The organism is Paracoccus marcusii (assembly GCF_028621715.1).
Lineage (GTDB): Bacteria > Pseudomonadota > Alphaproteobacteria > Rhodobacterales > Rhodobacteraceae > Paracoccus > Paracoccus marcusii.
Map to the genome: position 1 here is coordinate 959,056 of NZ_CP117466.1, position 24,818 is coordinate 983,873.

Annotated in this window: 26 protein-coding genes; 19 read left to right on the top strand and 7 right to left on the bottom strand. The window is 65.5% G+C overall.

What is annotated here, in order from left to right; all coding sequences use genetic code 11:
* The first annotated feature begins 65 nt into the window (after nt 1-65).
* Genes PRL19_RS04655 through PRL19_RS04665 form a run of 3 tightly spaced genes read left to right on the top strand, consistent with a single transcriptional unit; the run spans nt 66 to nt 2,073 of the window.
* On the top strand, nt 66-728 hold the full coding sequence (locus PRL19_RS04655) for a c-type cytochrome, methanol metabolism-related (RefSeq protein WP_273744041.1): 663 nt from the start codon (nt 66-68) through the stop codon (nt 726-728).
* Nucleotides 725-1,546 carry a quinoprotein dehydrogenase-associated putative ABC transporter substrate-binding protein gene (locus PRL19_RS04660; RefSeq protein ID WP_273744042.1) on the top strand — a complete coding sequence of 274 codons (822 nt, stop codon included), beginning with the start codon at nt 725-727 and terminating at the stop codon, nt 1,544-1,546. The genes PRL19_RS04655 and PRL19_RS04660 overlap by 4 nt, the downstream gene beginning before the upstream one ends.
* Nucleotides 1,543-2,073, top strand: a complete 531-nt coding sequence (locus PRL19_RS04665) for a PQQ-dependent catabolism-associated CXXCW motif protein (RefSeq protein ID WP_273744043.1) — start codon at nt 1,543-1,545, stop codon at nt 2,071-2,073. The genes PRL19_RS04660 and PRL19_RS04665 overlap by 4 nt, the downstream gene beginning before the upstream one ends.
* Here the strand turns inward: PRL19_RS04665 and PRL19_RS04670 are convergent.
* Genes PRL19_RS04670 through PRL19_RS04680 form a run of 3 tightly spaced genes read right to left on the bottom strand, consistent with a single transcriptional unit; the run spans nt 2,048 to nt 4,038 of the window.
* Nucleotides 2,048-2,932, bottom strand: a complete 885-nt coding sequence (locus PRL19_RS04670; RefSeq protein WP_273744044.1) for a YncE family protein — start codon at nt 2,930-2,932, stop codon at nt 2,048-2,050. The two genes, PRL19_RS04665 and PRL19_RS04670, sit on opposite strands and share 26 nt — an antisense overlap.
* Before the next feature lie 45 nt (nt 2,933-2,977).
* Nucleotides 2,978-3,535, bottom strand: coding sequence for an SRPBCC family protein (locus PRL19_RS04675; protein ID WP_045981884.1), 558 nt, complete (start codon nt 3,533-3,535; stop codon nt 2,978-2,980).
* Entirely contained in the window at nt 3,532-4,038 is a 507-nt protein-coding gene (locus tag PRL19_RS04680) for a DUF3280 domain-containing protein (protein WP_273744045.1), read from the bottom strand. Before PRL19_RS04680 ends, PRL19_RS04675 begins: the two co-directional genes overlap by 4 nt.
* A gap of 176 nt (nt 4,039-4,214) precedes the next feature.
* On the opposite strand from PRL19_RS04680, the gene PRL19_RS04685 reads away from it, so the two are divergent.
* From PRL19_RS04685 to PRL19_RS04710, 6 genes are read left to right on the top strand one after another with little or no spacing between them, the layout of a single operon-like run.
* A complete protein-coding gene (locus tag PRL19_RS04685) occupies nt 4,215-5,387 on the top strand; it encodes an ABC transporter substrate-binding protein (protein WP_045981882.1) in 1,173 nt (390 codons plus the stop codon).
* A gap of 8 nt (nt 5,388-5,395) precedes the next feature.
* Entirely contained in the window at nt 5,396-6,367 is a 972-nt protein-coding gene (locus tag PRL19_RS04690; RefSeq protein WP_273744046.1) for a YVTN family beta-propeller repeat protein, read from the top strand.
* A 37-nt stretch (nt 6,368-6,404) separates the two neighbouring features.
* On the top strand, nt 6,405-7,019 hold the full coding sequence (locus tag PRL19_RS04695; RefSeq protein WP_273744047.1) for a cupredoxin domain-containing protein: 615 nt from the start codon (nt 6,405-6,407) through the stop codon (nt 7,017-7,019).
* Between the two features lie 6 nt (nt 7,020-7,025).
* Entirely contained in the window at nt 7,026-7,748 is a 723-nt protein-coding gene (locus PRL19_RS04700; RefSeq protein WP_273744048.1) for an ABC transporter ATP-binding protein, read from the top strand.
* Complete coding sequence (locus PRL19_RS04705) at nt 7,745-8,569, top strand: ABC transporter permease (RefSeq protein WP_045981879.1); 825 nt, start codon at nt 7,745-7,747, stop codon at nt 8,567-8,569. Before PRL19_RS04700 ends, PRL19_RS04705 begins: the two co-directional genes overlap by 4 nt.
* Nucleotides 8,566-9,156, top strand: coding sequence for a hypothetical protein (locus PRL19_RS04710; RefSeq protein WP_045981878.1), 591 nt, complete (start codon nt 8,566-8,568; stop codon nt 9,154-9,156). The genes PRL19_RS04705 and PRL19_RS04710 overlap by 4 nt, the downstream gene beginning before the upstream one ends.
* Here the strand turns inward: PRL19_RS04710 and PRL19_RS04715 are convergent.
* Nucleotides 9,153-10,139 (bottom strand): glycosyltransferase, encoded by a 987-nt coding sequence (locus tag PRL19_RS04715; protein WP_273744049.1) that lies wholly within the window; start codon nt 10,137-10,139, stop codon nt 9,153-9,155. The genes PRL19_RS04710 and PRL19_RS04715 overlap by 4 nt on opposite strands.
* A 172-nt stretch (nt 10,140-10,311) precedes the next feature.
* Here PRL19_RS04715 and rfbC point away from each other — a divergent pair, with 172 nt between their 5' ends.
* The 7 genes from rfbC to PRL19_RS04750 are packed head-to-tail and all read left to right on the top strand — an operon-like array spanning nt 10,312 to nt 17,345.
* The gene (gene rfbC, locus PRL19_RS04720) at nt 10,312-10,872 is read left to right on the top strand and encodes a dTDP-4-dehydrorhamnose 3,5-epimerase (protein WP_273744050.1); all 561 of its coding nucleotides are present in this window, start codon (nt 10,312-10,314) and stop codon (nt 10,870-10,872) included.
* Nucleotides 10,869-11,906: a dTDP-glucose 4,6-dehydratase gene (rfbB, locus tag PRL19_RS04725; protein WP_273744051.1), complete on the top strand. Its 1,038-nt coding sequence runs from the start codon at nt 10,869-10,871 to the stop codon at nt 11,904-11,906. Before rfbC ends, rfbB begins: the two co-directional genes overlap by 4 nt.
* Nucleotides 11,906-12,766, top strand: coding sequence for a dTDP-4-dehydrorhamnose reductase (rfbD, locus tag PRL19_RS04730; RefSeq protein ID WP_273744052.1), 861 nt, complete (start codon nt 11,906-11,908; stop codon nt 12,764-12,766). Before rfbB ends, rfbD begins: the two co-directional genes overlap by 1 nt.
* Nucleotides 12,763-13,635 (top strand): glucose-1-phosphate thymidylyltransferase RfbA, encoded by an 873-nt coding sequence (gene rfbA, locus PRL19_RS04735; protein WP_217845164.1) that lies wholly within the window; start codon nt 12,763-12,765, stop codon nt 13,633-13,635. The genes rfbD and rfbA overlap by 4 nt, the downstream gene beginning before the upstream one ends.
* A 33-nt stretch (nt 13,636-13,668) precedes the next feature.
* Nucleotides 13,669-15,288, top strand: coding sequence for a glycosyltransferase (locus PRL19_RS04740; protein WP_273744053.1), 1,620 nt, complete (start codon nt 13,669-13,671; stop codon nt 15,286-15,288).
* The gene (locus PRL19_RS04745) at nt 15,285-16,184 is read left to right on the top strand and encodes a glycosyltransferase family 2 protein (RefSeq protein WP_273744054.1); all 900 of its coding nucleotides are present in this window, start codon (nt 15,285-15,287) and stop codon (nt 16,182-16,184) included. Before PRL19_RS04740 ends, PRL19_RS04745 begins: the two co-directional genes overlap by 4 nt.
* A gap of 42 nt (nt 16,185-16,226) precedes the next feature.
* On the top strand, nt 16,227-17,345 hold the full coding sequence (locus tag PRL19_RS04750) for a hypothetical protein (protein ID WP_273744055.1): 1,119 nt from the start codon (nt 16,227-16,229) through the stop codon (nt 17,343-17,345).
* Nucleotides 17,346-17,351: 6 nt separating this feature from the next.
* Here the strand turns inward: PRL19_RS04750 and PRL19_RS04755 are convergent, their stop codons facing one another.
* From PRL19_RS04755 to PRL19_RS04765, 3 genes are all read right to left on the bottom strand, one after another.
* Nucleotides 17,352-18,089 (bottom strand): CatB-related O-acetyltransferase, encoded by a 738-nt coding sequence (locus tag PRL19_RS04755; protein ID WP_273744056.1) that lies wholly within the window; start codon nt 18,087-18,089, stop codon nt 17,352-17,354.
* Between the two features lie 28 nt (nt 18,090-18,117).
* Nucleotides 18,118-19,257: a UDP-galactopyranose mutase gene (glf, locus tag PRL19_RS04760; RefSeq protein WP_273744057.1), complete on the bottom strand. Its 1,140-nt coding sequence runs from the start codon at nt 19,255-19,257 to the stop codon at nt 18,118-18,120.
* Nucleotides 19,258-19,349: 92 nt separating this feature from the next.
* Nucleotides 19,350-20,285 (bottom strand): NAD-dependent epimerase/dehydratase family protein, encoded by a 936-nt coding sequence (locus tag PRL19_RS04765; protein ID WP_139598255.1) that lies wholly within the window; start codon nt 20,283-20,285, stop codon nt 19,350-19,352.
* Between the two features lie 220 nt (nt 20,286-20,505).
* Here PRL19_RS04765 and PRL19_RS04770 point away from each other — a divergent pair, with 220 nt between their 5' ends.
* The 3 genes from PRL19_RS04770 to PRL19_RS04780 all read left to right on the top strand — a co-directional run bounded on the left by PRL19_RS04770 (nt 20,506) and on the right by PRL19_RS04780 (nt 24,682).
* Nucleotides 20,506-20,976: a hypothetical protein gene (locus PRL19_RS04770; RefSeq protein WP_273744058.1), complete on the top strand. Its 471-nt coding sequence runs from the start codon at nt 20,506-20,508 to the stop codon at nt 20,974-20,976.
* Nucleotides 20,977-23,550, top strand: a complete 2,574-nt coding sequence (locus PRL19_RS04775; RefSeq protein ID WP_273744059.1) for a rhamnan synthesis F family protein — start codon at nt 20,977-20,979, stop codon at nt 23,548-23,550.
* Between the two features lie 82 nt (nt 23,551-23,632).
* A complete protein-coding gene (locus tag PRL19_RS04780) occupies nt 23,633-24,682 on the top strand; it encodes a hypothetical protein (protein ID WP_273744060.1) in 1,050 nt (349 codons plus the stop codon).
* Nucleotides 24,683-24,818: the final 136 nt, after the last annotated feature.

Here is a 24,818-nt window from a genome sequence, read left to right on the forward strand (position 1 = left end):
CGCCCCAGCACTAGACTGGGGCGGAACCGTCTGAGGAGACAGACGACTTTGGGAGGACTTCCGACATGAAAGCCATCACCAGCCTCACGGCGCTGGTCCTGGGCGCGTCCTTGGCCGGCATGGCTTGGGCGCAGACCGAAACGACGCCCCCGGCGGACGCGGGCGCTGGTGCGGCCGCCGCCGTGTCGGGTGATGCCGCGGCAGAGGCCCCCGCCAATGCCGCAGCCGCCGAACCTGCAGCCGACGCAGCCGCCGAAGGGACCGAGACCGCAGCGGCAGGCGCCCATGTCCTGCCCAACGGCCAGGACATGACCCCGGTCGAGGAGCTGGACGGCCGCTGGCGCAATGACGAGGGCATTCCGACCTTCAAGGTCGAGGATGGCGTCGTCGATTTCGCGACCTTCAACGGTTTCCGCCGCTATCACGCGGAATGCCATGTCTGCCACGGTCCTGACGGCGAGGGGTCGACCTACGCCCCTGCGTTGAAGGAATCGGTGCTGCGCATGGATTATTACGACTTCATGCAGACCGTGGCGTCGGGCCGGCAGGGCACGAACTCAGTCATGCCCGCCTTCGGCACCAACAAGAACGTCTGGTGCTATATCGACGACATCTATGTCTATCTGCTGGCGCATGGCACCGGCGAGATCGGTCGCGGTCGTCCGGCGGAACGCGCCGACAAGTCAGAAGAGTATACCGCGCAGGAAGATTCCTGCATGTCCAGTTGACGGCCCTAGGACGCCTTGCCGGGCTGGTGCTGGCGGTGGGGGTGCTGTCCACCCCGGCCGCGGCCCAGGTGGCGGATCTGCGCTCCACCACCCAGTTTCGGGTCTGCGCCGACCCCGCGAATGCGCCGATGTCCAGCCGCGACGGCAGCGGGTTCGAGAACAAGCTGGCCGAGTTCTTCGGCCAGCAGCTTGGACTGCCGGTGACCTATTTCTGGTTCCCGTCGGGCATGGGGTTCGTGCAACGCACCCTGCGGGAGGGCAACTGCGACGTGGTGATCGGTTATGCCCAAGGGGACGAACTGGTCCAGAACACCAACCACTACTATACCTCGGTCTATGGCATCGTGACGCGCAGGGACGGTTCGTTGGCCAAGGTTGACCGCCTCAGCGACCCGGCGCTGAAGGCGGTCGGCATCGGCGTCGTGGCGGGCACGCCGCCTGCCACGCATCTTGCGCGGGCGGGTCTGGCGCCCAACATGCGCGGCGCGGACCTGTTCGTCGACCGCCGGGTCGAGGATCCGATGGGCGATCTGCTGGAGGATGTTCGCAGCGGTGCGACGGGCGCCGCCGTGCTGTGGGGCCCGTTGGCCGGACCGCGCGTCAAGGACGACCCCGACCTGCAATTCACGCCCCTGCTGCACGAGGAGGCGTCGCCGCGCCTGTTCTTCCGCATCACCATGGGCGTGCGCCCCGAGGAGCAGGAATGGAAGCGCGAGCTGAACAGCTTGATCCGTCGCAATCAGGACGGCATCAACCAGATCCTGCACGATGCCGGGGTGCCGCTGGTCGACGACTATGGCAAGGAAGTGCTGCCGTGATCCGGCTGCTGACGCTGGCGCTGCTGCTGGCACCCGCGGCGCGGGCCGAAACCGTGCCCGAGCCCGACACCTATCACGGCGAACCCTACCGCTCTCCGGTTCCTGCAACGCTGGCCGGGGCGCAGGTCATCGACGTGGGTCAGGCCATCGCCCTGCAGGGGCAGGCGGCGTTTCTGGACGTGCTGCCGCGGCCCAAGGCCAAGCCCGCGGGCCTTCCAGAGGGGACGATCTGGAACGAGCCGCCCCACCGCTCGATTCCCGGCGCCGAATGGCTGTGGGACACCGGGTACGAAGCCCTGTCCCCTGCCGAGGAAGCGCGCCTGCGCGACGGCCTGACCCGCGCCAAGGCCGGCGATCCCGATCGCCCCGTGGTGATCTTTTGCCGGTCCGACTGCTGGATGAGCTGGAACGCCGCGCGGCGGGCGGTCGAATGGGGCTTTGACCCGGTGATCTGGTTCCCCGGCGGTACGGATGCCTGGGAACAGGCCGGCCAGCCGCTGGTCACCGTGGAGCCTGTCGCCCCGTAAAGCTGCCGAAGGCGCGGGGACCTGACGGCACGTCGATGCTGTGCGTCACCACCAGCGTCTTGGCGTCCAGAATCGTAAGCGTGTCCGAATCCCAGTTCGCGACCGCGACGCCGCTGCCGTCGGGCAGGGTCGCGATTCCTTCGGGATAATCGCCCATGGTGACGGTCGTCACCGGGTCCAGCGTGGCTGCGTCGAACACGGTGACGGTGCCGTCATACTGGTCGGTGACGAAACCCCGCCCCCCGGCAAAGGCGACGGCATAGGGATGGCTGCCGGTTGGCACCTGGCCCGTCAGCAGCCCCGCGACAGGATCGATGACCGACACCACATCCCCTTGTACATCGGCCGAAAACAGCTGTCCGTCATGGAAGGTCACGCCGAAGGGATGCGCCCCGGCCGTCGCCACGCGATGCAGCAGCGCCCCGGTTCCGGCGTCGAATATGCTGACCTGATCCGAATCACGATCGGCCGTCGCCACCAGGCCCATACCGTCGGTCGCCACGCCTGCCGGCGCGTCGCCGGTTGGCGCGCTCCAGACCGGCTGCAGGTCGGCGTCCAGCCGGGTCAGCCGCGCACCGTACCAGTCGGTGACGAAGACCCCGCCATCGCCCGCCGCGGCCAATCCGAAGGCCCCGGCGCCCAGGTCCCGATGGGCCAAGGGCAAGGCGTCTTCGTCCAACACGTGCAGGCGTCCGCTGTCGGCGGCAATGACATAGACGCGTCCGACCTGCGGGTCATAGGCTACAGGCGCAGGGGCATCTGGAATGTCGGCCGTCGCAATGATCGCGCCCGTCCCCAGGTCGATCACCGACAACGCATCGGCGTTCTGCGAGGTCACGAACGCAAGATCCCCGGCCAAGACCGGGGACCCTGTCAGCAGCAGCGCCAAGAACGCGCCCCGCACCTATTCGACGCGGCCAAAGCGTTCCGCCAGGGCGTCCAGCCCGGCCTGATAGACGCCGTCGACCGCTGCGATGGCGGCATCGTCGTTCAGTTCGGCCGGGGGTTCGTTGTTCGGGAAACCGCGATAGAAGCCGCCCTTCCACAGGACCTCGGCCTTGCCGTCCTTGTCGCTGACCTGCAGCGTCGAGGAGTAGTTGGTCACCGGCAGGACCGCCGTGTCGACCTCGGTGATCATGTACTTGTACATCATCTTGTCGTTGTCGATGGCCATCAGCTGTTCGGTGATGGTGGGCGCCCCGTCGCCGTTCAGTGTCAGCACGCGGGTTGATTCGTCGGGAACGTCCGCTGCCGCGCCCTCGGGCGTCATCGCGGTCGATGCGACCACCGGATGCCAGCTCATGTCGTCGAAGCGGCCGATCACCTCCCATACCTCGGCGGGGGTGGCATCCAGCGTCACGGTCTTTTCCGTCTTCAGGCGCGACGGGCCATGCGCCCCCGCCATCCCCGTCAGGGCCAGCACCGCACCAAGCGCGCCCGCCAGAACTGTCGTCGTCCTCATTCCTTCCGTTCCTCCCGAAAGATCACATTTCTCAGCAGATAGCTGTAGCCGCGCCGGAACGCGTCATCGGTGTTGCCGCGGATCTCGACCGATCCGGCGCGCACGGTCTCTCCGGTTTCGGTATCGCGCAGGGTCAGATTGACCGACTGGATCAGGTTGGAGACCTTCTGCACCTCTCCGGCGATGGCATAGTCCGATCCCATCCCGCGGGCGATCTTGGTATCGGCGCCGTTCGACCGGACCGGGTTCAGGATGCCCGCCACCGCCTCGGCCGGGGGCGGGGTCAGGGCAAAGCCGCGTCCGGTCAGGTCTTCGGCGATGAAATCCTCGACCATGGCGATGCGCGCGGTCTCGTCCGCGCGGACGCCGTTGATGGCTCCCTCGGTCGAGGTGTCGATGTAATGCAGGCCGAACCAGGTCGCGGTCCCCGGGGGCGGTGCCGGCTGGGCAAGGGCGGCCATGGGGGCCAGCAGCAAGGTCGATATCAGGCCGAAACGGGTCATTCCCCGACCATGCGCCGGGGTCGGACAGGCGTCCATTAAGACAAAAGGTGCAGCCGCCCCCGACTTTGGGTTGAGGGAAAAAGTTCCCGGACGAAACGGGAACAATAACCGGCTTGCCGCATCCCGGATCACCCCCCACCATGCCTGCAGGGAGAGACGAAATGTTCAAAGGAATCATGGGACTTTTGGCTGGTGCCGTGGCACTGGCCCAGCCCGTCGCGGCCCAGACCCCGGACCCGGTGCAGATCCGCACGGCCGTGCTGCGGGTCGACGACCCTGGCCTGCCGCCGATCTCGCGGCTGGACCTGATGCCCGCCGATCTGGGTTTTGCAGGCGCGCGCCTGGCGATCGAGGACAACGACACCACCGGCCGCTTCATGGGCCAGGACTTCGAGGCCGAGGAGGTGGCTGCCACCCCCGAGACCGCCGAGGCCGAGATGGCACGCTTGCTGGACGAGGGGGTGCAGTTCATCGTGCTTCTGGCCGATGACGCGACGACCCTGGCCCTGGCCGATCAGGCGGGGGACCGGGCGATGGTCTTCAATGCGATGGCGCGCGGCGACAACCTGCGCGGGACCGATTGCCGGTTCAACACGATCCACGTCGCGCCAAGCCGCGCGATGCTGACCGACGCCATGACGCAGTTCCTGATGTGGAAGAACTGGCCCCGCTGGTTCCTGATCCACGGCAGCCACCCCGAGGACCAAGCCCTGGCCCAGGCCTGGCGCACCAGCGCCGCCAAGTTCGGCGCCCAGATCGTCGAGGAACGCGAATACACCGATACCGGCGGCGCGCGCCGCACCGACAGCGGCCATGTGCAGGTCCAGGCGCAGATGCCCGTCTTTACGCAGCGCGCCGCGGACCATGATGTGGTCATTGCCGCGGACGAGGCGGACGTCTTCGCCGCCTATCTGCCCTATCTGACCTGGGACGCGCGCCCGGTGGCGGGATCCGCCGGGCTGGTTCCGCGCAGCTGGCACCCGGCGATGGAGGCCTGGGGCGGCACCCAGTTCCAGAACCGCTTCGAGAAGCTGGCCGCCCGCCCGATCCGCGAGGAGGATTACCAGACCTGGCTGTCGCTGCGCATCGTCGGAGAGGCGGCGACCCGCACCAATTCCGGCGACCCCGCCGCGCTGAAGGAGTTCATCCTGTCCCCCGATTTCGACGTCGCGGGGTTCAAGGGCCAGGCCCTGACGGTGCGCGACTGGGACCACCAGGTGCGCCAACCCATCCTGCTGACCACCGGCGTGCTGACCACCTCGGTCAGCCCGCAGGACCAGTACCTGCATCAGACCAGCCAGCTGGACACGCTGGGCGTCGACCGCCCCGAAACCCAATGCCAATTCTGAGAGGCCGCATGCGACATCTTCTGAGTGCCACCACCGGGCTTGCGCTGATGCTTGCCGCCGGACCCGCCCTGGCGAACCGCGTCTTCGTCACCAACGAGCGCAGCAACGACGTCACCGTCCTGGACGGAGAGACGTTCGAGGTCATCGGGACCTATCCCGTGGGCAACCGCCCCCGCGGCATCACCATCAGCCCCGACGGGACCGAGCTGTATGTCTGCGCGTCGGACGATAACCTGGTGCGCGTCTTCAACTCCGAGACGATGGAGGAGATGCACACCCTGCCGTCGGGTCCAGACCCGGAGCTGTTCGTGCTGCATCCGTCGGGCAACCCGCTGTTCATCGCCAACGAGGACGACAACATCGTCACCGTGGTCGACACCAAGACCCACCAGATGCTGGCCGAGGTGCCGGTCGGCGTCGAGCCCGAGGGCATGGGCGTCAGCCCCGATGGCAAGGTCGTGATCAACACGTCGGAAACGACGAACATGGCGCATTTCATCGACACCGAGACGTTCCAGATCACCGCCAACGTGCTGGTCGACAGCCGCCCGCGCTTTGCCCAGTACACCGCCGACGGAACCAAGCTGTACGTGACGTCCGAGATCGGCGGCACGGTCAGCGTGATCGACCCGGCCACGCAGACGATCACCAAGAAGATCAGTTTCGACATCCCCGGCGTCCTGCCCGAGGCGATCCAGCCGGTCGGCGCCCGCGTGACATCCGACGGGTCCAAGCTGTTCGTGGCCTTGGGGCCGGCCAACCGGGTTGCCGTGATCGACGCCACCACCGACGAGGTGACCGATTACCTGCTGGTCGGGCAGCGGGTCTGGCAGCTGGCCTTCAGCCCGGACGAGAAATACCTCTATACCACCAACGGCAATTCCAACGACGTGTCGATCATCGACGTGGCCGCCAACGAGGTCGTCCGCTCGGTTCCCGTGGGGCAGCAGCCCTGGGGTGTCGTCGTCGCCCCGGACTGATCCGGCATCCCTGCATATCCTGAGGAGGAGAGATTCCATGACCACGCTGACGAAACTGATGTCCGGTGCCGCCTTGGCCCTGATCCTGGCGGTGCCCGCCACCGCCCAGGATGCCGCGGCCTCCGACGCCTCTGCCGAGCAGGCACCCGGCGGCGATGCCGTTGTGGGCGAACCTGCCGAGGCGGGCACCCAATCGGGCGAGGCCGTCGAGGCGGACGAGGATGATGACGACGAGGAGGAGGAGGCTCCGTCCGAGGGGACCTATGACGCGACCGGCATGTTTGATTACGGCTTCTCGGGCCTTCTGGCGCGGGAGAACCGTACCGACCTGGCGCCCCTGACGCTGGCATCCGGCCAGCCCGTCGCAGGCGGCGAATACACGATCAAGTCGGGCGGCTACTATCGCATCAACATCGTGGCCGACGGCAGCCAGGAGCTGGCCCTGTCGGGCGGCGACTTCTTCCGCGCGATCTGGATCAACGAGATCGTCATCGGCGACACCGAGATCCGGCCGATGGGCGTGCACAGCATCGAATTCGATGCCGACGGCACGGCGGTCCTCAGCTTCGTCGCGGTGCTGCCCGGTCGATACACCTTGTCAGTGCCGGGTTCTTCGGGCGACAGTCTGCAAGCCGTCTTCAACATCCAGTAGGGTTCATTGACCGCCGCGTTGCAGATCGACCGTGTCAGCCACAATTTCGGTGCCGTGCAGGCGCTGGACGACGTGTCGCTGACGGTGCCGCGCGGCGGATTCACCGCCCTTCTGGGGGTGAACGGCGCGGGCAAGACCACGCTGTTCTCGCTTGTGACGCGGCTCTACAACAACCGGTCGGGGATGATCCGCGTGGCGGGGCACGACCTGCGGCGCGAACCGTCGCAGGCGCTGGCCCGTCTGGGCGTGGTCTTTCAAAGCCGCGCGATGGATGCCGACCTGACGATCCGCCAGAACCTGATCTATCACGCCAGCCTGCACGGGATACCCGGCAGACTGGCGAGGCCACGCATCGAACAGGTCCTGGGCCAGGTCGATCTGGCCGACAAGGCCGACACCCGCGTCACCGCCCTGTCCGGCGGCCAGTCGCGCCGCGCCGAGATCGCGCGCGCCCTGATCCACAGCCCCGACCTGCTGCTGCTGGACGAGGCGACGGTGGGCCTGGACGTGAAGTCCCGGGCCGAGGTGCTGGCCCTGACCCGCCGCCTGATCGCCCGCGATGGCGTGTCCGCCCTGTGGGCCACCCATATCATGGACGAGATCGACCCCGCCGACGACCTGGTGATCCTGCATCGCGGCCGGGTGCTGCGCCAGGGTCGCGCCGCCGACATCGCCGGGCCGCACGGGCTGACGCGCGCCTTCCTGGACCTGACCGGAGTCGCGCCATGACCGCACCCACCGACCGCCCCCGCGGCTGGCTGACCGCCTTTCTGGGCATCGCGCGCCGCGAGACGCTGCGCTTCGTCAACCAGCGCGGGCGCTTCCTGGCGGCACTGGTGCGCCCGCTGGTCTGGCTGTTCATCTTTGCCGCCGGGTTCCGCGCCGTGCTGGGTCTGTCGATCACGCCGCCCTATCAGACCTATGTCCTGTACGAGGTCTACGTGACCCCCGGCCTGGTCGCGATGATCCAGCTCTTCAACGGCATGCAGTCGTCGTTGTCGATGGTCTACGACCGAGAGACCGGGGCCATGCGCACGCTGCTGGTCAGCCCGTTTCCGCGTTGGTACCTGCTGGGATCCAAGCTGATCGCGGGGGTGATCGTGTCGATCATCCAGGTCTTCACCTTCCTGGCCATCGCGTATTGGTGGGGCATCCGCCCGCCCGTCTGGGGCTATGTCACCGTGATCCCGGCGCTGATCCTGTCGGGGCTGATGCTGGGCGCGATGGGTCTGTTCCTGTCCAGCGCGATCCGCCAGCTGGAGAATTTCGCGGGCGTCATGAACTTCGTGATCTTCCCGATGTTCTTTGCCTCGTCCGCGCTGTACCCGCTGTGGCGGATGCGCGAAAGCAGCCCGCTGTTGCACGACATCTGCGCCGTCAATCCCTTCACCCACGCGGTCGAGCTGATCCGGTTTGCGCTGTACATGCAGGTGAACTGGACCGCCCTGGCGGTGGTCCTAGGATGTTTGGCGGGGTTCTTCGGCGCGGCGGTCTTCATGTATGATCCGCAAAAGGGCCTGTGGGCCCGGCGGAAAGGAGGTCCCGCATGATCCGCATCACCCTGGCCCTGGCGCTGCTGGCCGGTCCCGCCTTCGGCGCGGCGGGGACCGATCCCGACTGGCCCTGCATCCAGCGCAAGCAGCCGCATCTGTCGATGGGCCAGGTCTGGACCGGCCCCATCCCGGACGACGAGACGCTGGCCCTTGCCCGCGATCCCGACATCGCCCGCCTGGCCGAACGCCTGGAACAGCGCCGCCTGCCGATCGAGGAGGCCGAGACGGAGATCGCCGAATTCGGAGCCGAGGCCCCAGACACGCATCTGGTCGCACTGATGCAGGCGATCTTCGACCGGATCGACAGCGACCGCAGCGCGCTGATCGCGGGCATCGCGCGCTATGGCCGGTCGCAGGTGGACCTGTCCGAACGGATCGAGGAACGCCGCGCCCGCATGGCCGAAATGGAGGCCGCCGAGGCCCCCGATTTCGACGCCATCGACGCCGAGGAAAAGGCCCTGGACTGGGATCAGCGTATCTTCACCGAACGCCAGCAGTCGCTGACCTATGTGTGCGAGACGCCGGTGATTTTGGAACAGCGCATCTTCACGCTGGGCCGTGCCATCGCCGGCCAGCTGGACTAAGGCGCGTCGCTGCGCGACAGTCGCAGGATGTCGTCATGGCTGCGGTCCATCCGGCCCGCAAGCCCGTCGCGCACTGCCTGATCCAGGATGGTTCGGAACAAGGCGGCGTCCGGTCCGTAATCCGCGGCCTTGCGCCGCCACTTGCGCAGCAGCACCGGGACCAGCGGCCAGAACCACGGTCCCGCCGCCACCCGATAGGCCATCAGCGCATTGCGATACATGTAGAACACCTTCCACATCGGCCGCAGCACGACACCACCCTGCGCCTGCAGGGCCGTGGTGTCGTGATCGAACCGCACCTGCGGCGCGAACCCGATGCGCAGTCCGGCACGGCGCATCTGCAGCGTGTACAGCTGGTCGTCGCCATAGATGAACAGGCGCGGGTCGGGCAGCCCGGCCCGCTGCAGCGCCGCGCGCGACAGGAACAGGCCGACGAAGCTGCTCATGTCCACCGGCACGACCGGTGACCCGGTTCCGTAATCACCGTCGCCCAGGTGGAACCCGGCACGGCCGCGGCCCAGGGGCATCCGCGCCAGGGTGCGCAGGAAGGCCCCCGGATTCCAGAACGGGTTGCGATAGGGGCGGTTCATCTCGCAGATGCGGCCGTCGGGGTGATGCACCGCGGCGCCGATCGCGTCCCATTCCGACAGATCCATCGCCCGGAAGGCGTCGATGGCGCCGGGCGCGGGGCGACCGTCATCGTCCATGACCACGGTCCAGTCGGCCTGCGCCTCGTCTCGCGCAAGCTGCATGCCGACGGAAAACCCGCCCGCCCCGCCTTGGTTCGTGGCGCTGCGATGGACGCGCAGGCGCGGGTCGTCCAGCGCCGAAAGCCAGTCTTCGGTCCCGTCGGTCGAGGCATTGTCGACCACGATCACGTGATCGACCGGCTGGTCCAGCAGGCGCGCGACCGTGACAGTCAGCTTGTCCAGCCGGTTGTGCGTGACCACCACGGCGGCGATCGAGGGTCGGGTATGGGCCATGGCGTGCCGATCATGTCATCTGCCGGCAGGCTGCGGCCGGGTCCGACCGCGCGATACCACGAAGGGCATTTGTGCAGCAACCGCCACCCATGCTGGTTTTCCGTGCCGGACGGGGCTGACAAGGCGCGTCGATGCCCCTAGACATCGTGCAGGACAACCGCCCGAGGCAAAGATGCAGATCGAAACAACCCCGCTGCCCGGAGTGCTGCTGCTGACGCCGGCCCGTCATGGCGATGCGCGCGGCTTCTTCTCGGAAAGCTGGAATCGCAGGACGCTGGCCGATGCCGGTGTCGTGCTGCCCGAGTTCGTGCAGGACAACCATTCGATGTCCGCGCAGACCGGCACGCTGCGGGGTCTGCATTATCAGTCGCCCCCCTTCGCGCAGGGCAAGCTGGTGCGCTGCGGGCGTGGCCGGCTGTTCGACGTGGCGGTGGACGTGCGCGTGGGCAGCCCGACCTATGGCCAATGGTTCGGGACCGAGCTGAGCTTCGAGAACGGCCGCCAGCTGTGGATTCCTGCAGGCTTCCTTCACGGCTTCGTCACCCGCGAACCCGATACCGAGATCGTCTACAAGTGCACGGCCCATTACGACCGCGCGTCGGACGGGGCGGTGGCCTGGAACAGCGTCGGCATCGACTGGGACGTCACCGATCCGCTGCTGTCCGACAAGGATCGGAATGCGCAGCCGCTGGCAGAGTTGAAATCGCCCTTCGTCTTTGAGGAGCAGGCATGAAGATCCTGATCACCGGCGGCGCCGGATTCATCGGCTCTGCCGTCGTTCGTCTGGCGATCGCACGTGGGCATCATGTCGTGAACCTGGACGCGCTGACCTATGCCGCGAACCTGGAGAACGTGGCCGAGGCCGCGCAGTCCGACCGCTACGCGTTCGAGCAGGCCGACATCCGCGACCGCGCGGCGCTGGACCGCATCCTGGCGCAGCACCGCCCCGACGCGATCATGCACCTGGCCGCGGAGAGCCATGTGGACCGGTCCATCGACGGCCCTGCGGCCTTCGTGGAGACGAACGTGATCGGCACGTTCAACATGCTGGAGGCTGCGCGCGCCTATTGGACGGCCCAAGGGCGCCCCGACAGCTTTCGCTTTCACCACATCTCGACCGACGAGGTCTTCGGGTCGCTGGGCGAGACGGGGCAGTTCACCGAAACCACGCCCTATGACCCGCGCAGCCCCTATTCGGCCAGCAAGGCAGGGTCCGACCATCTGGTCCGCGCGTGGGCCGAAACCTATGGCCTGCCGGTCGTGCTGACGAACTGTTCGAACAATTACGGCCCCTATCATTTCCCCGAAAAGCTGGTGCCTGTGGTGATCCTCAAGGCGCTGTCGGGCCAGCCGATCCCGGTCTATGGCGACGGTGGCAACATCCGCGACTGGCTCTATGTCGAGGATCACGCCGATGCGCTTCTGCTGGTCCTGGAAAAGGGCCAGTTGAACCGCAGCTACAATATCGGCGGAGAGAACGAGGCCACCAACATCGACCTGGTCCGCACCATCTGTGCCCATATGGACGAGCTGCACCCCGCGGGCGCGCCGCATGCGGACCTGATCACCTTCGTGACCGACCGTCCGGGCCATGACCGCCGCTATGCAATCGACCCGACCCGCATCCGCACGGAACTGGGCTGGCGCCCGTCCGTGACGGTCGAGGAGGGGCTGCGCCGCACCGTCGAATGGTATCTGGCCAATCGCGACTGGTGGCAGCCGCTGCTGGACCGTGACGGCGTGGGCAAGCGTCTGGGGACGGCCTGATGCAGGGCCTGCTGGTCTTTGGCCGGACCGGCCAGGTCGCGCGGGAACTGGCCGCGCTGGCGCCCGATGCGACTTTTGTGGGCCGCGACAGGGCGGACCTGACCGATCCCGCCGCCTGCGCCGCCCTGATCCGCGCGGCGCGTCCGCGTGCGGTCATCAATGCCGCCGCCTACACCGCCGTGGACCGGGCCGAGACGGATGCCGAGACCGCCCGCCTGGTCAATGCCGAGGCGCCCGCCGCGATGGCGCAGGCCTGCGCGGATCTGGGAATCCCGTTCCTGCACATCTCGACCGACTATGTCTTTGACGGCTCGGGCGACGGGTCGCGGGCCGAGGATGCGCCCACGGCGCCCTTGGGCGTCTATGGCGCGACCAAGCTGACCGGAGAGCAGGGCGTGGCCGCCGCGGGCGGAGCCTGGGCCGTGATGCGGACCTCCTGGGTGTTCTCCGCCCATGGCGCGAATTTCGTCAAGACGATGCTGCGCCTTGGCGCGGAACGCGACCGCCTGACCGTGGTGGCCGACCAGATCGGTGGGCCGACGCCTGCCGCCGACATCGCGGCCGCCTGCCTGCGGATGATCCGCGTGATGCGCGACAGGCCCGACACCACGGGCGGGATCTATCATTTCGCGGGCACACCCGACGCCTCCTGGGCCGATTTCGCGCGCCAGATCATGGCGCAGGCGGGCTTGGCTGCGCAGGTGGCGGACATCCCGTCATCCGACTATCCGACGCCCGCCGCGCGCCCGCTGAATTCGCGGCTGGATTGCGGACGCATCGCGCGGGATCTCGGGATCGCGCGTCCCGACTGGCGGGCCGGGCTGGCCCGCGTTCTGGATCAATTGAAGGACAAGGCATGACACAGCGCAAGGGCATCATTCTGGCCGGCGGATCGGGCACCCGGCTGTATCCGATCACCATGGGCGTGTCCAAGCAGCTGCTGCCGCTTTACGACAAGCCGATGATCTTCTATCCGATCAGCGTCCTGATGCTTGCCGGCATCCGCGAGATCGCGATTATCACCACCCCCGAGGATCAGGATCAGTTCCGCCGCCTGCTGGACGACGGCAGCCAGTGGGGAATCAGCTTCACCTATATCGTGCAGCCCAGCCCCGACGGCCTGGCGCAGGCCTATATCCTGGCCGAGGACTTCCTGGCGGGCGCACCGTCCGCGATGGTGCTGGGCGACAACATCTTCTTCGGGCACGGCCTGCCGGAACTGCTGGCGTCAGCAGATGCGCGCGACGGGGGCGGCACGGTCTTCGGCTATCGCGTGTCGGACCCCGAACGCTATGGCGTCGTCGATTTCGACGACCAGATGCGGGCCCGCGCCATCGTCGAAAAGCCCATCGTGCCGCCGTCGGATTATGCCGTGACGGGGCTCTATTTCCTGGACGGCACCGCGCCGGAACGGGCTCGCGCCGTCCAGCCCTCCGATCGCGGAGAGCTGGAGATCACGACCCTTCTGGAAAGCTATCTGCATGACGGGTCGCTGACCGTCGAACGCATGGGCCGCGGCTTTGCCTGGCTGGACACCGGCACCCATGCCAGCCTGCTGGATGCAGGCAACTTCGTGCGCACGCTGGAGAACCGCCAGGGTCTGCAGACCGGCTGCCCCGAGGAGATCGCCTTCGAGGCCGGCTGGATCTCGCCTGACCAGCTGCGCGCGCGTGCGGCAAAGTTTGCCAAGAACGATTATGGGGCCTATCTGCTGCGTCTGATCGACTGACCCTTCCTCCCGACAGACGGATTGACCTCGCCCATGTCCGACCTTGCCTCGCACACGCCCGCAGATCCTGCGCTGGTGGCCCATCTGACCGCCGGCATCGCCGAGGCCCGTTCGATCTATGAGCTGCTGTTTCCCACGCAGCAGCTGTTCTTCGTCCTGTCGCAGGGCAACAACCCGATCTGGGCCGCCCCCGAGGTGATCGAGGGTCCGCACAATCCGCGTCCCCAGGACCTGGGTGCGGATTATTTGGGCACCCTGACCCGGCCGGGCGCCTATGACGGCGCGCCGCAGGTGACCATCCGCCTGGCCATCCCGCGCCTGCCCCTGCCCGGAGAGATCAAGCAGATCGATTCGCCCTGGAGGCCCATGCGCGGTCTGGGCGCGCTGTTCCGGGCCAGCCCGCTGTGGTACGAACAGGTGCGCTATGGTGCCGAGATGGCTCGCAAGCGGCAGGCCGACCGACGCACGGACCAGACGGCCATGCCCCTGGGCGACGGCTCGGCCCTGTTGCCCGCGCCCGTGGCGCCCGACAGCGACAAGCGTCCCGCCATCCTGATCGGCATGCACTGGCTGGAGATGGGCGGCGCCGAGAAGCTGGGCTTCGACACCATGCGCTGGGCGCTGGCGGCCGGGCTGCGGGTGTTCGTCGTGGCGTCGGTTCCGGCCGTGCAGCGGCTGGCGGACAAGCTGCCCGACCATCCGGACCTGACCTTCATCCGGCTGGATCGCTATCTGCCGCACCACCTGTGGCCGCGCTATGTCCAGCGGCTGGCGATGGCGGAAAACATCCGCGCCGTGCACATCCACCATTGCACGCCGCTGTACGAAAGCCTGACCATGCTTCGCATGCACATGCCGTGGGTGCAGACGATCGACAGCACGCATATCGTCGAACACGCGAATGGCGGCTATCCGCGGATCTCGGGCGTGTGGTCCAACTATCTGGATATGCAGCATGTCATCAGCGGAGAACTGGTCCGCTATTTCCGCGACCGCTTCCATGCCCCGGCGGGCAAGGTCGTCCTGGGCCGCATGCTGGACCGCAAGAACAACGATGCGCTGCCGCCGCTGCGCCTGCAGGCGGGACAGAAAACGCTGCATGCCTGCTTCATCGGGCGGCTGTTCTATCAGAAGCGTCCGGTCGTGGTGGTCGAGGCCCTGCGCGCGCTGAATGCCTGGGCCGGGCGGAACGGCGTCACGTTGACCGCAACCATCGTCGGCGAAGGTCCCTATGACGGCACGCTGACGCGTCTTCTGCGCAAGCACGGTCTGTCGTCCAAGGTCGACCTGCTGCCCGGCAATACCGACATCCCGGCATTGCTGGAACGGTCCGACATCCTGCTTCTTCCCTCGAACAACGAGGGTCTGGCGCTGGTCTGCTACGAGGCCGTGGCCCATGGCTGCATCCCCATCTCGACCCGCGTCGGATCCCAGGACGAGGTGCTGCCCGACGGCCTGCTGGTGCCGCTGGCGCCGCGTGCGGCCGTGGCGGGCACCGTGGCCGCAGTCGACGCGATGTGGCGCGATGCAGGCACCCTGGCGCGCCACAAGGACGCCCTGCAGGCTGCGTGGACGCGTCTGACCGCCGATCCGACCGCCGAGGAGGTGCTGATGCCCGTCTATCGCCGTCTGGCCCAGAGGGACGCGGCATGAGCGTCCTGAACAAGACGGCTGCGGTCATCGTCACCTTCAACCGCTCGGGCAAGCTGATGGCGGTGCTTGACGCGCTGGCGGCGCAGACTATGCGCCCCGACATCGTGCTGGTCGTGGACAATGCCTCGACCGACGACACCGCGGCGCTGGTGCAGGCGCGGGCCGACGCCGACCCGACCATCCGCCACCTGCGGCTGCCGGCGAATGTCGGCGGGGCGGGGGGGTTTCATGCCGGGATCAAGGCAGCCTACCAGATGGGCGCGCAGTATTTCTGGGTGTCGGACGACGACGCCTATCCCCGACCGGACGCCCTGCAATCCCTGCATCGGGCCCTGACGAGTTTCCAGGCCGATAACGGCTGGCGCCCCAGCTTTGCCTGTTCGCGGGTCGAGTGGATCGACGGATCGCTGTGCGAGATGAACTGTCCGCGCACGGTGTGGGACTGGGCACGCTTCGTGCGGCCGGGCAGTGCCTGGGCGCTGGTGGACAGCGCGTCCTTCGTGTCGGTGATGATCCCGCGCTGGGCCGTCAGCGAACACGGCCTGCCGATCGCGGATTACTTCATCTGGTTCGACGATGCCGAATACACCCGCCGCATCGCGCGCAGCTATCCGGGTATCTTCGTGCCCGAAAGCGTCGTGGTCCACGACACGCCCGACAACAGAGGCGTGAACTTCGGCTTGGTCGACGACAAGAGCCTGTGGAAGTTCAAGTACGGAGCCCGCAACGAAACCTCATGGCGCCGGCGCGAGATGGGCCTGATGGGCGTGCTGGCCTATGCCTATGGGGTCCGGGGGCAGATGCGCCGCGGCGACGTGCCCTCATCCCTGCGCCGCCAGATCTATGGCGCGATCATCAAAGGCTTGGGGTTTCGCCCGGCCATTGAGCGCGTTTGATGGCATTCGAATGACACCCTCTGTTGGCAAAAGCAGTTCCAGATGAAAACCATTATGTTCATCGGTCATTTCAAGACCGGATCGACATCCATTCAGCACTACTTTGCCCGCAACTGGCTTGCATTGCTGCGCAAGGGTGTTCTCTATCCCGGTGTCGAATCACAGGCCGCGGCCCGTGCAATTCGTCTCAGCCTTACCGGACGTGACGAAGACCTCCGCGGACAGACGTTGAACGTGATCGAACCTCATAATGCACTGGCCCTGAGGTTGAAGAACGAGGAGGATGGCCACGGCGTCCCTCCCTACTATCCGCATGCCCCTTCGGGCCTGCAGATGTTCGAAATGATCAAGAACCAGTTGGATGCTATCCAGCCCGAGACAATGGTCCTGTGCTCTGAGGTCTTTGCCCTTCTAGGAATGACCAAGGAGCGGAAAAGCGTAAAACGGATTCATAACCGGTTTCGGTCCCATGACGTCAAATTGTACTGCAGCCTGCGTCGACCCGATGATTATCTGTCATCGTGGCACCGCCAGCGGCTGAAATTCGGCGAGAAGATGCTTCCTCTGCGCGCCGGGGCGCTGAATGCCTATCTAGAGACTGCGCATTTCCAACAAGCAAAGTTGGTTCGCGGCTGGCTTGAAGGGGGGTTCGAAGGGGCCGAACTCGTACTGCGCAATTTCTCGGATATCCAGAAAAGTGGAGGATCCGTAGTCGATTTCATGTCACGAACAGGAATTCCCATCCCTGACATGGCGGTCATGCCTGGAATGATGAACCCGTCCGTGCCTTCGGCCTTCGCCGAGATCGCGCGGCTTGCGCTGCATCAACTGCCGCAAGAATCGGCGCGGTCTATGGTTGCTTGGCTGATAGCGATGCGCGAGGAAGTTGACCACGTCGCGGACAGGGAGGTGGAGGTGTTCGGTCAGACTATGCGTGACATGATGGTCGAGCGGTTCCGACCCGTCGCTGATGACCTGTCGACGTTATCAGGTGTAAATCGTTTTTATCCAGATCTGGAAGACATGGCGTTGCTGCGGCCCGTGCCCGAACTCGAAGCCGCGCGGGCTGCGTTGGCTGGCCTGCGTGCCATAGGCGGTCGATCACGGTTGACCGATGCGGAGCGTGAGTGGCTAGCCAACCTAGAAATACCTGCGGCCTAGAACCGCTCAGGCCAATGCAAGCAGTTCCGCTGCCGTTACGTACTTGTCCCGACGCGGCGCGATGGTGTCCCGCTTTTCCATAAACGTGGCGCAAAACGTCATAGGATCGTTGAAATCGAACTGCGCGATGTCATTTAGCTGGTAATCCCACCAGCGCGTTTCCTGCAGGGCTGTGATTACATCATCCGGGAACCGGTATCTCAGGATGCGCGCGGGCACGCCGCCGGCGATGGCATAGGGCGGTATATCCTTGGTGACCACGCTTCTCGCTGCCACAACGGCGCCCGTACCGATCCTGACCCCACCAGCGAAGGTGACGTTTCCACCGATCCACACGTCGTCGCCAAGTATCACCGGTGCCGGTCTGCCTTGAAAGGGTGACACCATGTTCATGGATACCGCACCAAGCTTTCGGGCAGCTTCCTGATAGAATTTTCCATAGGTTAGCGGGTGTGTCGTCACGCGATCGATGGGGTGGGCATCCCCCATGACGGCCGATCCCGGCGCGATCGAGCAATACGCACCGGTTTTAATGCGTACGGCAGGAGAGTTCGTGTAACTCATGTATCCTAGGGAAGACAGGGCGACTACGTTCGGTCCCGGTTTTGAGTGACGCGACCACACCGATACCTGCAGCGTGTTGTCGAACGCGATTGCCTTGATGCTGTCCCACCCCAGATTGGGGTGAATGTTGGAATCGTCCATAAGGTGTCGGATGCGCGGGTTCAGCTTGATACGATGCATGGTGCGCCTCTAGTGACCTGCGATATGATCAGAATCCGACCATTGCGGGCATTGGCCGGCCTTGGCCTTGATGCGTGTTGAACTGATTTGCCGTGTCTAGCGCCTCTCTGATCGTCACGTCCATGTCCAGATAGCGATACGTGCCGAGGCGGCCCACGAAGGTCACGCCGGGGGTGTCGTGGGCCAGGTCGACATACTGCTCCAGCAGGGATTTCTCCTCGACCAGGCGGATCGGGTAATAGGGCGTGTCGCCCGGCTCTGCCGCGCGGGAGTATTCGCGATAGCAGACGGACCCCTGGTGGCTCTCCCAGGGACTGAAGTGCTTGTGCTCGGTGATGCGGGTATAGGGCACGTCGCGGTCGCCGTAGTTCATCACCGCACAGCCCTGATAGTCGCCGTCATGGCTGAAGCGTTCGAAATCCAGCGTCCGATAGCCAAGGCGACCCAAGCGGTAGTCGAAGTATCCGTCCAGCGGCCCCGACCAGAAGACGTGATCGGCCTCTGCCGCCATCTCGGCGCTGTATTCGGTGCCCAGTTCTACCGTGATCCGCGGATGGTCCAGGATGGCCGCAACCATCGCGGTATAGCCGTCCTGCGGCATCCCCTGGAAACGGTGGAAGAAGTAGTTGTCGTCATAGTTGAACCGCACCGGCAGCCGCTTGAGGATCGACGCCGGCAGTTCGGTCGGCGAACAGCCCCACTGCTTTTCGGTGTAGCCCTTGAAGAAGGCCTCGTAGAGTTCCGGGCCCACGAACCGCAGGGCCTGCTCCTCGAAGCTCTGCGGATCGGTGATGGTCGTGTCGGCCTTGGAGTCGATGAAGGCGCGCGCCTCCTCGGGGCGCAGGGTGGTGCCGAAGAACTGGTTGATCGTCAGCAGGTTCACCGGCAGCGAATAGACCCGGCCCTGCGCGGTCGTCTTGACCCGGTTCTGGAACGGCATGAAGCGCGCGAAGCGGTTGACGTAATCCCACACGCCCTCGTCGTCGGTATGGAAGATGTGCGGGCCATAGACATGCATCATGACGCCGGTGTCAGCATCGCGTTCGGTATGGCAGTTGCCGGCGATATGGGGGCGCGCGTCGATGATGCGGCAGTCATGCCCGGCCTCGGCCAGCTCCCGCCCGATCACGGCACCGGACAGTCCCGCACCCACCAGAAGAATTCTCATTGCCCCGCCCCGCCTTTGCGCATGGTCGACAGTCCGTCATGCTTTGGCCGATGCTATAGCGTGCCGGGAAGTGCAGGCCAACAGGCCGCCGCCTAGGCGACGGCTGAAACCTGCTGCTGCTGACAGATCCAGTCCCAGCTGTCGCGCATGCCCTGCTCCAGCGGGATGGTGGGGTTCCATCCGACCGCCTTTCGAATGCGCGCGATGTCCAGGATGATCCTGGGCACGTCGAAGCCGCGGCCGGGTCGATAGAGCGGCGACAGATCCCGCCCGGTGATCTGTGCCGTCAGCTCGACGATGCGCTTGACCGACGCGCCTTCGCCCGAACCGGCATTGAAGCAACCGTTGATCGGCGATTCCAGGGCGATCGCCGACAGCGCCGCAAGGTCGCGGACGTCGATGAAGTCGCGGATGACGCTGCCGTCGCCCCATACCTCGATCTGTTCGCCGCGGGCGATCTTCCACAGATAGGTGCCGATGATGCCCTGCAGGCCGGCATGACCCTGGCGCGGGCCATAGGGATTCGAGGCCCGCAAGGCGACGAAATCCAGCCCATGCAGTTTGCGCTCCATGTGCAGATAGTTCTCGATGGCGACCTTGACGATCCCGTAGGAGCTGATCGGCTGCAGGGGGTGGCTTTCGGGCACCTCCTCGCACTGGGGCACGCCATAGACGGTGCCGCCCGACGACAGGAACACCAGCTTGTGGATGTTGCGGGCCCGCATCGCGTGCAGCAGCCGGACGGTCGCGATCAGGTTGCCCTCGATGTCGGCGCAAGGGTTCAGGTTGGAGGTCGCGGGCACCGTCGTGCTGGCGCTGTGGATCACTGAATCGACATCGCGCAGGGCAACCTTCAGGACATCCTCGGATGAGAAGCTGCCCTTGACGTATTCCACCCCGGGCAGGGGGGGGCGGAAGGCTTCAGGTTTCATGTCCAGCACACGGACGTTGTGTCCGCGTGCGACAAGCGCGTCGACGATATGAGATCCGATGAAGCCGCAGCCGCCGATCACTAGGGTTCGGTTCATGAATGATAATCCGTTATTGTCGCGGTATTCCGTCGAAACGCGGGCTGATCGTGACTGACATGCGCGGCGCAACGTGGCCTTGGCACGATCACCCATACCGGAAACATGCTGCATTGCAAACAACTGCAGGGCTGGCCATAAGCCCTGTACGGTCACCGCAATCCGGGTCTTTGGACAGCACCGCGTCGGCGGAACAGGTCACCCCGAGGGAGCAGGCATAGTGTTGATCCTACACGCTAAGGCAAGCCAGCAGGCACAGGCATTGTCTGCCGAGCTTTTGAAAGAAAACGACTTCCTTGTGCTTGCCGGGCCGGTGGGAGCATTCGATGCCGCCGCCTTGCACCCCGGGCCGGGTCGGGTCGGCGGGACCGTTCTGCGCTTTACCCACCTGACCCCCCGGCCATCTGCCTTTCAGATGTTGGCCGACTGCGCCTGCCTCTGTCAGCGGCTTCTCGCCGAACATCTGTGCGCCCTGCGCTATCGTCAACCGCAGGACGAACAGACTGCCTTTTCCGGCGATGCCCCCGTCGCCTGGTCGGCGCAAGCGGACGGAACCGTGACCGCATTCCGCATTGCGCCGATCATTGCCAGCAGTCCGCTGCTGATGTCGCTGTCACGCGATCTCTGTGGCCGGTCGATGTCGGACGACCGGCGCTTTGCCTTTCTTGCCGCCGCCTTTGCAGGAGCCTGAATGCCACAACTGAACGACATCTGGACGGCCATTGTCGGTCGCGCCGGGATCGCGGACCGACGCCCTGATTTTCGCTTCGACCCGGCATTCTACGCCCGCACCTATCCCGAGATCGACGGTGACGATGCCGCGCTGCTGCGCCATTTCGTCGACTGCGGAAAGGCCGAAGGCCGCAACGGTACATATTACAGTCTCCTGCGCCGACAGGCGCCCCATATCGACGGTGCCCTGGACAGGCTGGTCACGGACCCGGGCATTCGCGCGGCGATCGACGCCGGGCATCCCGATGCCCTGCACTTGGCGTTCGAGGCGATCCTGCTGGGCGCTCCGGTCGATGCGGCCATCTCGGACTTTTCGATGTCGGCCTATCTGGAATGGTATCCCGACATCGAGGCGGCGGGGATGAACCCGTTGATGCATTATCTGCGCTTCGGATCGGTCGAGGGTGGGCGCCGCACCCTTTCGGATCTGCGCAAGGGACTGCACCGGGGCCAGCAGGTGTTCCGGCCCGAACTGCCCACCGTCCTGATCTGCGTCCACGAGATGTCGCGCACCGGCGCGCCCGTCGTCGGGCGCGATCTTGTCCGCGAGGCAAGCCGGACCCACAACGTTGCGGTCGCCGCCCTGCGCGGCGGGGACCTGCTGGACCAGTTCCTGCCGCACTGCTGCGGCGCGCTGGTGACCCAGAACCCGCTGCGCGAGATGCCCTACCTGAACGCCGACGTGTTCCGCCGGATCGACCATGCGATCCTGAATTCCGTCGAATGCGCGCCGTTCATCCATCCGCTGGTCGCACAGCAGGTGCCGTTCGCGGCCTATATCCATGAATATTCGGACTATACGTTCCCGTCATGGAAGTCCCTGTACATGGCGGCCTTTGCGGATCTGCTGATCTTCTCCTCCGAACATGTCCGTGACAGCTGGCAGGGGCGCCTTGCGGATGTCGACTTCGACACCGCGACTGACAGCACCATCATTCCCCAGCACCCGCTGATCGACGGGCAGGTCACCGAACGGCGCCGGGTCGAGGCGCGGCGCAGGATTTCCGCGGCCCTGGGCCGTGATCTGGCGGATGCGCGCATCGTCTGCGGCGCGGGCCATGTCCAGTGGCGCAAGGGCACCGACATCTTCGTGCAGGCGGCGCAGATCTGCGCCAATGCGGACCCCGACACCGTGTTCGTCTGGATCGGCGACGGCCGGAACCACCAGGACATGGGGTTCGGCGTCTGGTTCGACTATCACCTCCGCCAAGTCGGCGCGAACCGGCCGGACGGCAACCTGTTCATGCTGCCGGCGGGGCCGCTGTATCTGGACGTGATGGACGCTGCGGATTCGATGTTCCTGTCCTCGCGGCTGGACCCGCTGCCGAACGTGGTCTTCGACGCGGTGCGGCGCGGCCAGACGATGGTCTGCTTCGACGGAGCCACGGGCTTTGCCGACGACCGGTATCGCGGATCCGACCGGATCACGCGCACCCCCTATGCCGACCCGGCCGCCGCGGTCCGGGCCCTGCTGGCGCTGCCCCGCAAGACGGGAACGCCGGACCAGGACCTGCCCGCCGCCGATGACGATGGGCCGCGACTGTTCCACCGCATGCGCGGCGCCTTGCACGACCGCCTGGTGCAGCAGCGCAACTTCGTCCTCGGCGAAAGCCGGATCGACATCCCGCTGCTGTTCACCAAGTCCGAGGCCGACCGCCCCCTGCGCCGGCAGGAACGCGAGAAGCTGTTCCGCTATGGCCGCCGGTTGCTGTGGCGCGACGTGGACGACGCGCGCACGACCGTCGCCGCATCCGACAACTGGGTGCACCGCCGCCTGCGCCTGGAGGAGTATCGGGCCATCGCGCCGGACGATGCTGGGGTGGCGGACTTTGCCATCCACGTCCATGCGTTCTACATCGACGATCTGGATGACGACCTGCGCGATCAGGCGGCCTTCGCACGGGCCTCGCGCATCGTCGTGACCACCGATACCGAAGCCAAGGCCGACCGGATCCGCCAGATGGGCGCCGACCGCGGCCTGACCATCCAGACGCAGCTGGTGCCCAACCAGGGCCGGGACATCCTGCCCTTCCTGCGGCTGTTCGGGCGCGACGGCCTGGCGGGCGACGATCGCATCTGGTGCCACCTGCATCAGAAGAAGTCGGTCCAGACGACCTCGCACGGCGATGTCTGGCGGCGTTTCCTGCATCGCATCCTGCTGGGCGACCAGAACATGCTGTCCTGGGCCGTCCGCCGGATCGCCGACCCCGACGTGGGCCTGGTCGCGCCGTTCGAGCCGCATTTCGTGCCCTGGGACGATTCGCGGCGTCTGCTGGCGGGCATCGCGGACCGCTTTCCGGGACCGATGCCGCAGAACCCGCTGCTGTTCCCGGTGGGCAACATGTTCTGGACCAAAGCCGATGTCGCCCGGCAGATGCTGGACCTGTTCGGAGAGGACCACCCCTGGCCCAATGAACCGATCCCGACCGACGGCACCGAGTACCACCTGATCGAGCGCCTGTGGCCCGCCATCGCCGCGCGGATGGGGCTGGATTCGGTGTTTCTGCACAAGGATGATGAGGAGCGGGTCTGACCCGGCGCCGCGCCTTCGTTCAAACGAATATGTGTGTGGGATCTGCGGACAAGCCTTGGACCACACTTAAGCAGGAGACGTCATGGTCAAGCTGATCGTTCATATTGGTCACGGCAAAACTGGGTCCAGTTCCATCCAAGAGACCCTTCTTTCAGGGCGCGATATTCTTGCTGATCAGGGAATAGCCTATCTTGGACTTATGCTGGAGCATGGTGGAGGGTTGAACCGCCATGATTGGCAGAAGCGGTCTGGCTCTGACATCTTCTTCGCCAATGCCCGCGATCCTCTCACCGCTAACGGCGAGATGTTCGCCGCTTTGTCGGAGGCGCTGTCACAATGCGATCGTGACGGCGTCACCAAGGCGATTTGGAGCAACGAATGGCTGGCACCCCGCTCGGGGATGGTGCTCCCGGCGTTGCAGAAGATCGCCGAGAGTGGGCACGAGATCGAAATACAATGCTACGTCCGCCGTCACGACAAGTGGGCGATCAGCGCCTATTCGCAGTGGGGCCTAAAGCATAAGTCATACGACGGCAGGGTTCGTGATTTCGAGAGCTGGATGCCGGTTTTCGGAGGACGATCGATACGGTTTGCTGACGACATAAAGCCGTGGCACGATGCTTTTTCCGACAAGGTGAAGGTGTTCAACTTCGACGCCATAGGCGATGTTGTCGAACATTTTCTGGTTAATAATCAAATCGCAGGGGTACGGCCTATTAATGAGAACGTATCTCCGTCTGCAGTGGAGATTGCGGCGCAGGCTGTTTTCAACAGCAAGCATCCCATTTCAATGCGCCCCTCAGAGTACGACAAGGTGGCTAATCTTCTTCGGCGTGATGCTGGGATTGAACAACCTTTGTCGACCATCGACAAGTTGTTTCCCAGTCAGGATGCATTGAAGACGCTTTTGGATGATCGCAGAGATGATATCGCAACCTTGAACGAGCATCTTGCACGAAACGGGCAGCCAGAACTGGACTTCACTACGCCTCCCCGGCCAGTTGAGCATCCCACGCCTTGGGCAATGGACCAATATCTTTTGCGTCTTGTCTTCGGCCTGAATGATGAACTGATAGCGCTACGCGCTCGGGTTGCGACGCTTGAGGCTTCACACAAGGCCAAGGAGAAGTAACTTTCTCTTGAACGCCTTGCAGGCATTTGCGATGGGCAGGAGACCGTCACGCAGACAGTCGGTCCCTGCCCGCCAGGCAGACCGACCCCCTTTGGGAGGAGGGGCGCGCTGCCTCTGACCCCGACCGGAGACGCAT

Coding starts and splice junctions, on each gene's coding strand:
- PRL19_RS04765 (WP_139598255.1), bottom strand. CDS start 20,285: ATGAACCGAACCCTAGTGATCGGCGGCTGCGGCTTCATCGGATCTCAT.
- PRL19_RS04715 (WP_273744049.1), bottom strand. CDS start 10,139: ATGGCCCATACCCGACCCTCGATCGCCGCCGTGGTGGTCACGCACAAC.
- glf (WP_273744057.1), bottom strand. CDS start 19,257: ATGAGAATTCTTCTGGTGGGTGCGGGACTGTCCGGTGCCGTGATCGGG.
- PRL19_RS04680 (WP_273744045.1), bottom strand. CDS start 4,038: ATGACCCGTTTCGGCCTGATATCGACCTTGCTGCTGGCCCCCATGGCC.
- rfbB (WP_273744051.1), top strand. CDS start 10,869: ATGAAGATCCTGATCACCGGCGGCGCCGGATTCATCGGCTCTGCCGTC.
- PRL19_RS04740 (WP_273744053.1), top strand. CDS start 13,669: ATGTCCGACCTTGCCTCGCACACGCCCGCAGATCCTGCGCTGGTGGCC.
- PRL19_RS04685 (WP_045981882.1), top strand. CDS start 4,215: ATGGGACTTTTGGCTGGTGCCGTGGCACTGGCCCAGCCCGTCGCGGCC.
- PRL19_RS04750 (WP_273744055.1), top strand. CDS start 16,227: ATGAAAACCATTATGTTCATCGGTCATTTCAAGACCGGATCGACATCC.
- rfbA (WP_217845164.1), top strand. CDS start 12,763: ATGACACAGCGCAAGGGCATCATTCTGGCCGGCGGATCGGGCACCCGG.
- PRL19_RS04705 (WP_045981879.1), top strand. CDS start 7,745: ATGACCGCACCCACCGACCGCCCCCGCGGCTGGCTGACCGCCTTTCTG.
- PRL19_RS04690 (WP_273744046.1), top strand. CDS start 5,396: ATGCGACATCTTCTGAGTGCCACCACCGGGCTTGCGCTGATGCTTGCC.
- PRL19_RS04675 (WP_045981884.1), bottom strand. CDS start 3,535: ATGAGGACGACGACAGTTCTGGCGGGCGCGCTTGGTGCGGTGCTGGCC.
- PRL19_RS04775 (WP_273744059.1), top strand. CDS start 20,977: ATGCCACAACTGAACGACATCTGGACGGCCATTGTCGGTCGCGCCGGG.
- rfbC (WP_273744050.1), top strand. CDS start 10,312: ATGCAGATCGAAACAACCCCGCTGCCCGGAGTGCTGCTGCTGACGCCG.
- PRL19_RS04655 (WP_273744041.1), top strand. CDS start 66: ATGAAAGCCATCACCAGCCTCACGGCGCTGGTCCTGGGCGCGTCCTTG.
- PRL19_RS04780 (WP_273744060.1), top strand. CDS start 23,633: ATGGTCAAGCTGATCGTTCATATTGGTCACGGCAAAACTGGGTCCAGT.
- PRL19_RS04710 (WP_045981878.1), top strand. CDS start 8,566: ATGATCCGCATCACCCTGGCCCTGGCGCTGCTGGCCGGTCCCGCCTTC.
- PRL19_RS04695 (WP_273744047.1), top strand. CDS start 6,405: ATGACCACGCTGACGAAACTGATGTCCGGTGCCGCCTTGGCCCTGATC.
- rfbD (WP_273744052.1), top strand. CDS start 11,906: ATGCAGGGCCTGCTGGTCTTTGGCCGGACCGGCCAGGTCGCGCGGGAA.
- PRL19_RS04745 (WP_273744054.1), top strand. CDS start 15,285: ATGAGCGTCCTGAACAAGACGGCTGCGGTCATCGTCACCTTCAACCGC.
- PRL19_RS04755 (WP_273744056.1), bottom strand. CDS start 18,089: ATGCATCGTATCAAGCTGAACCCGCGCATCCGACACCTTATGGACGAT.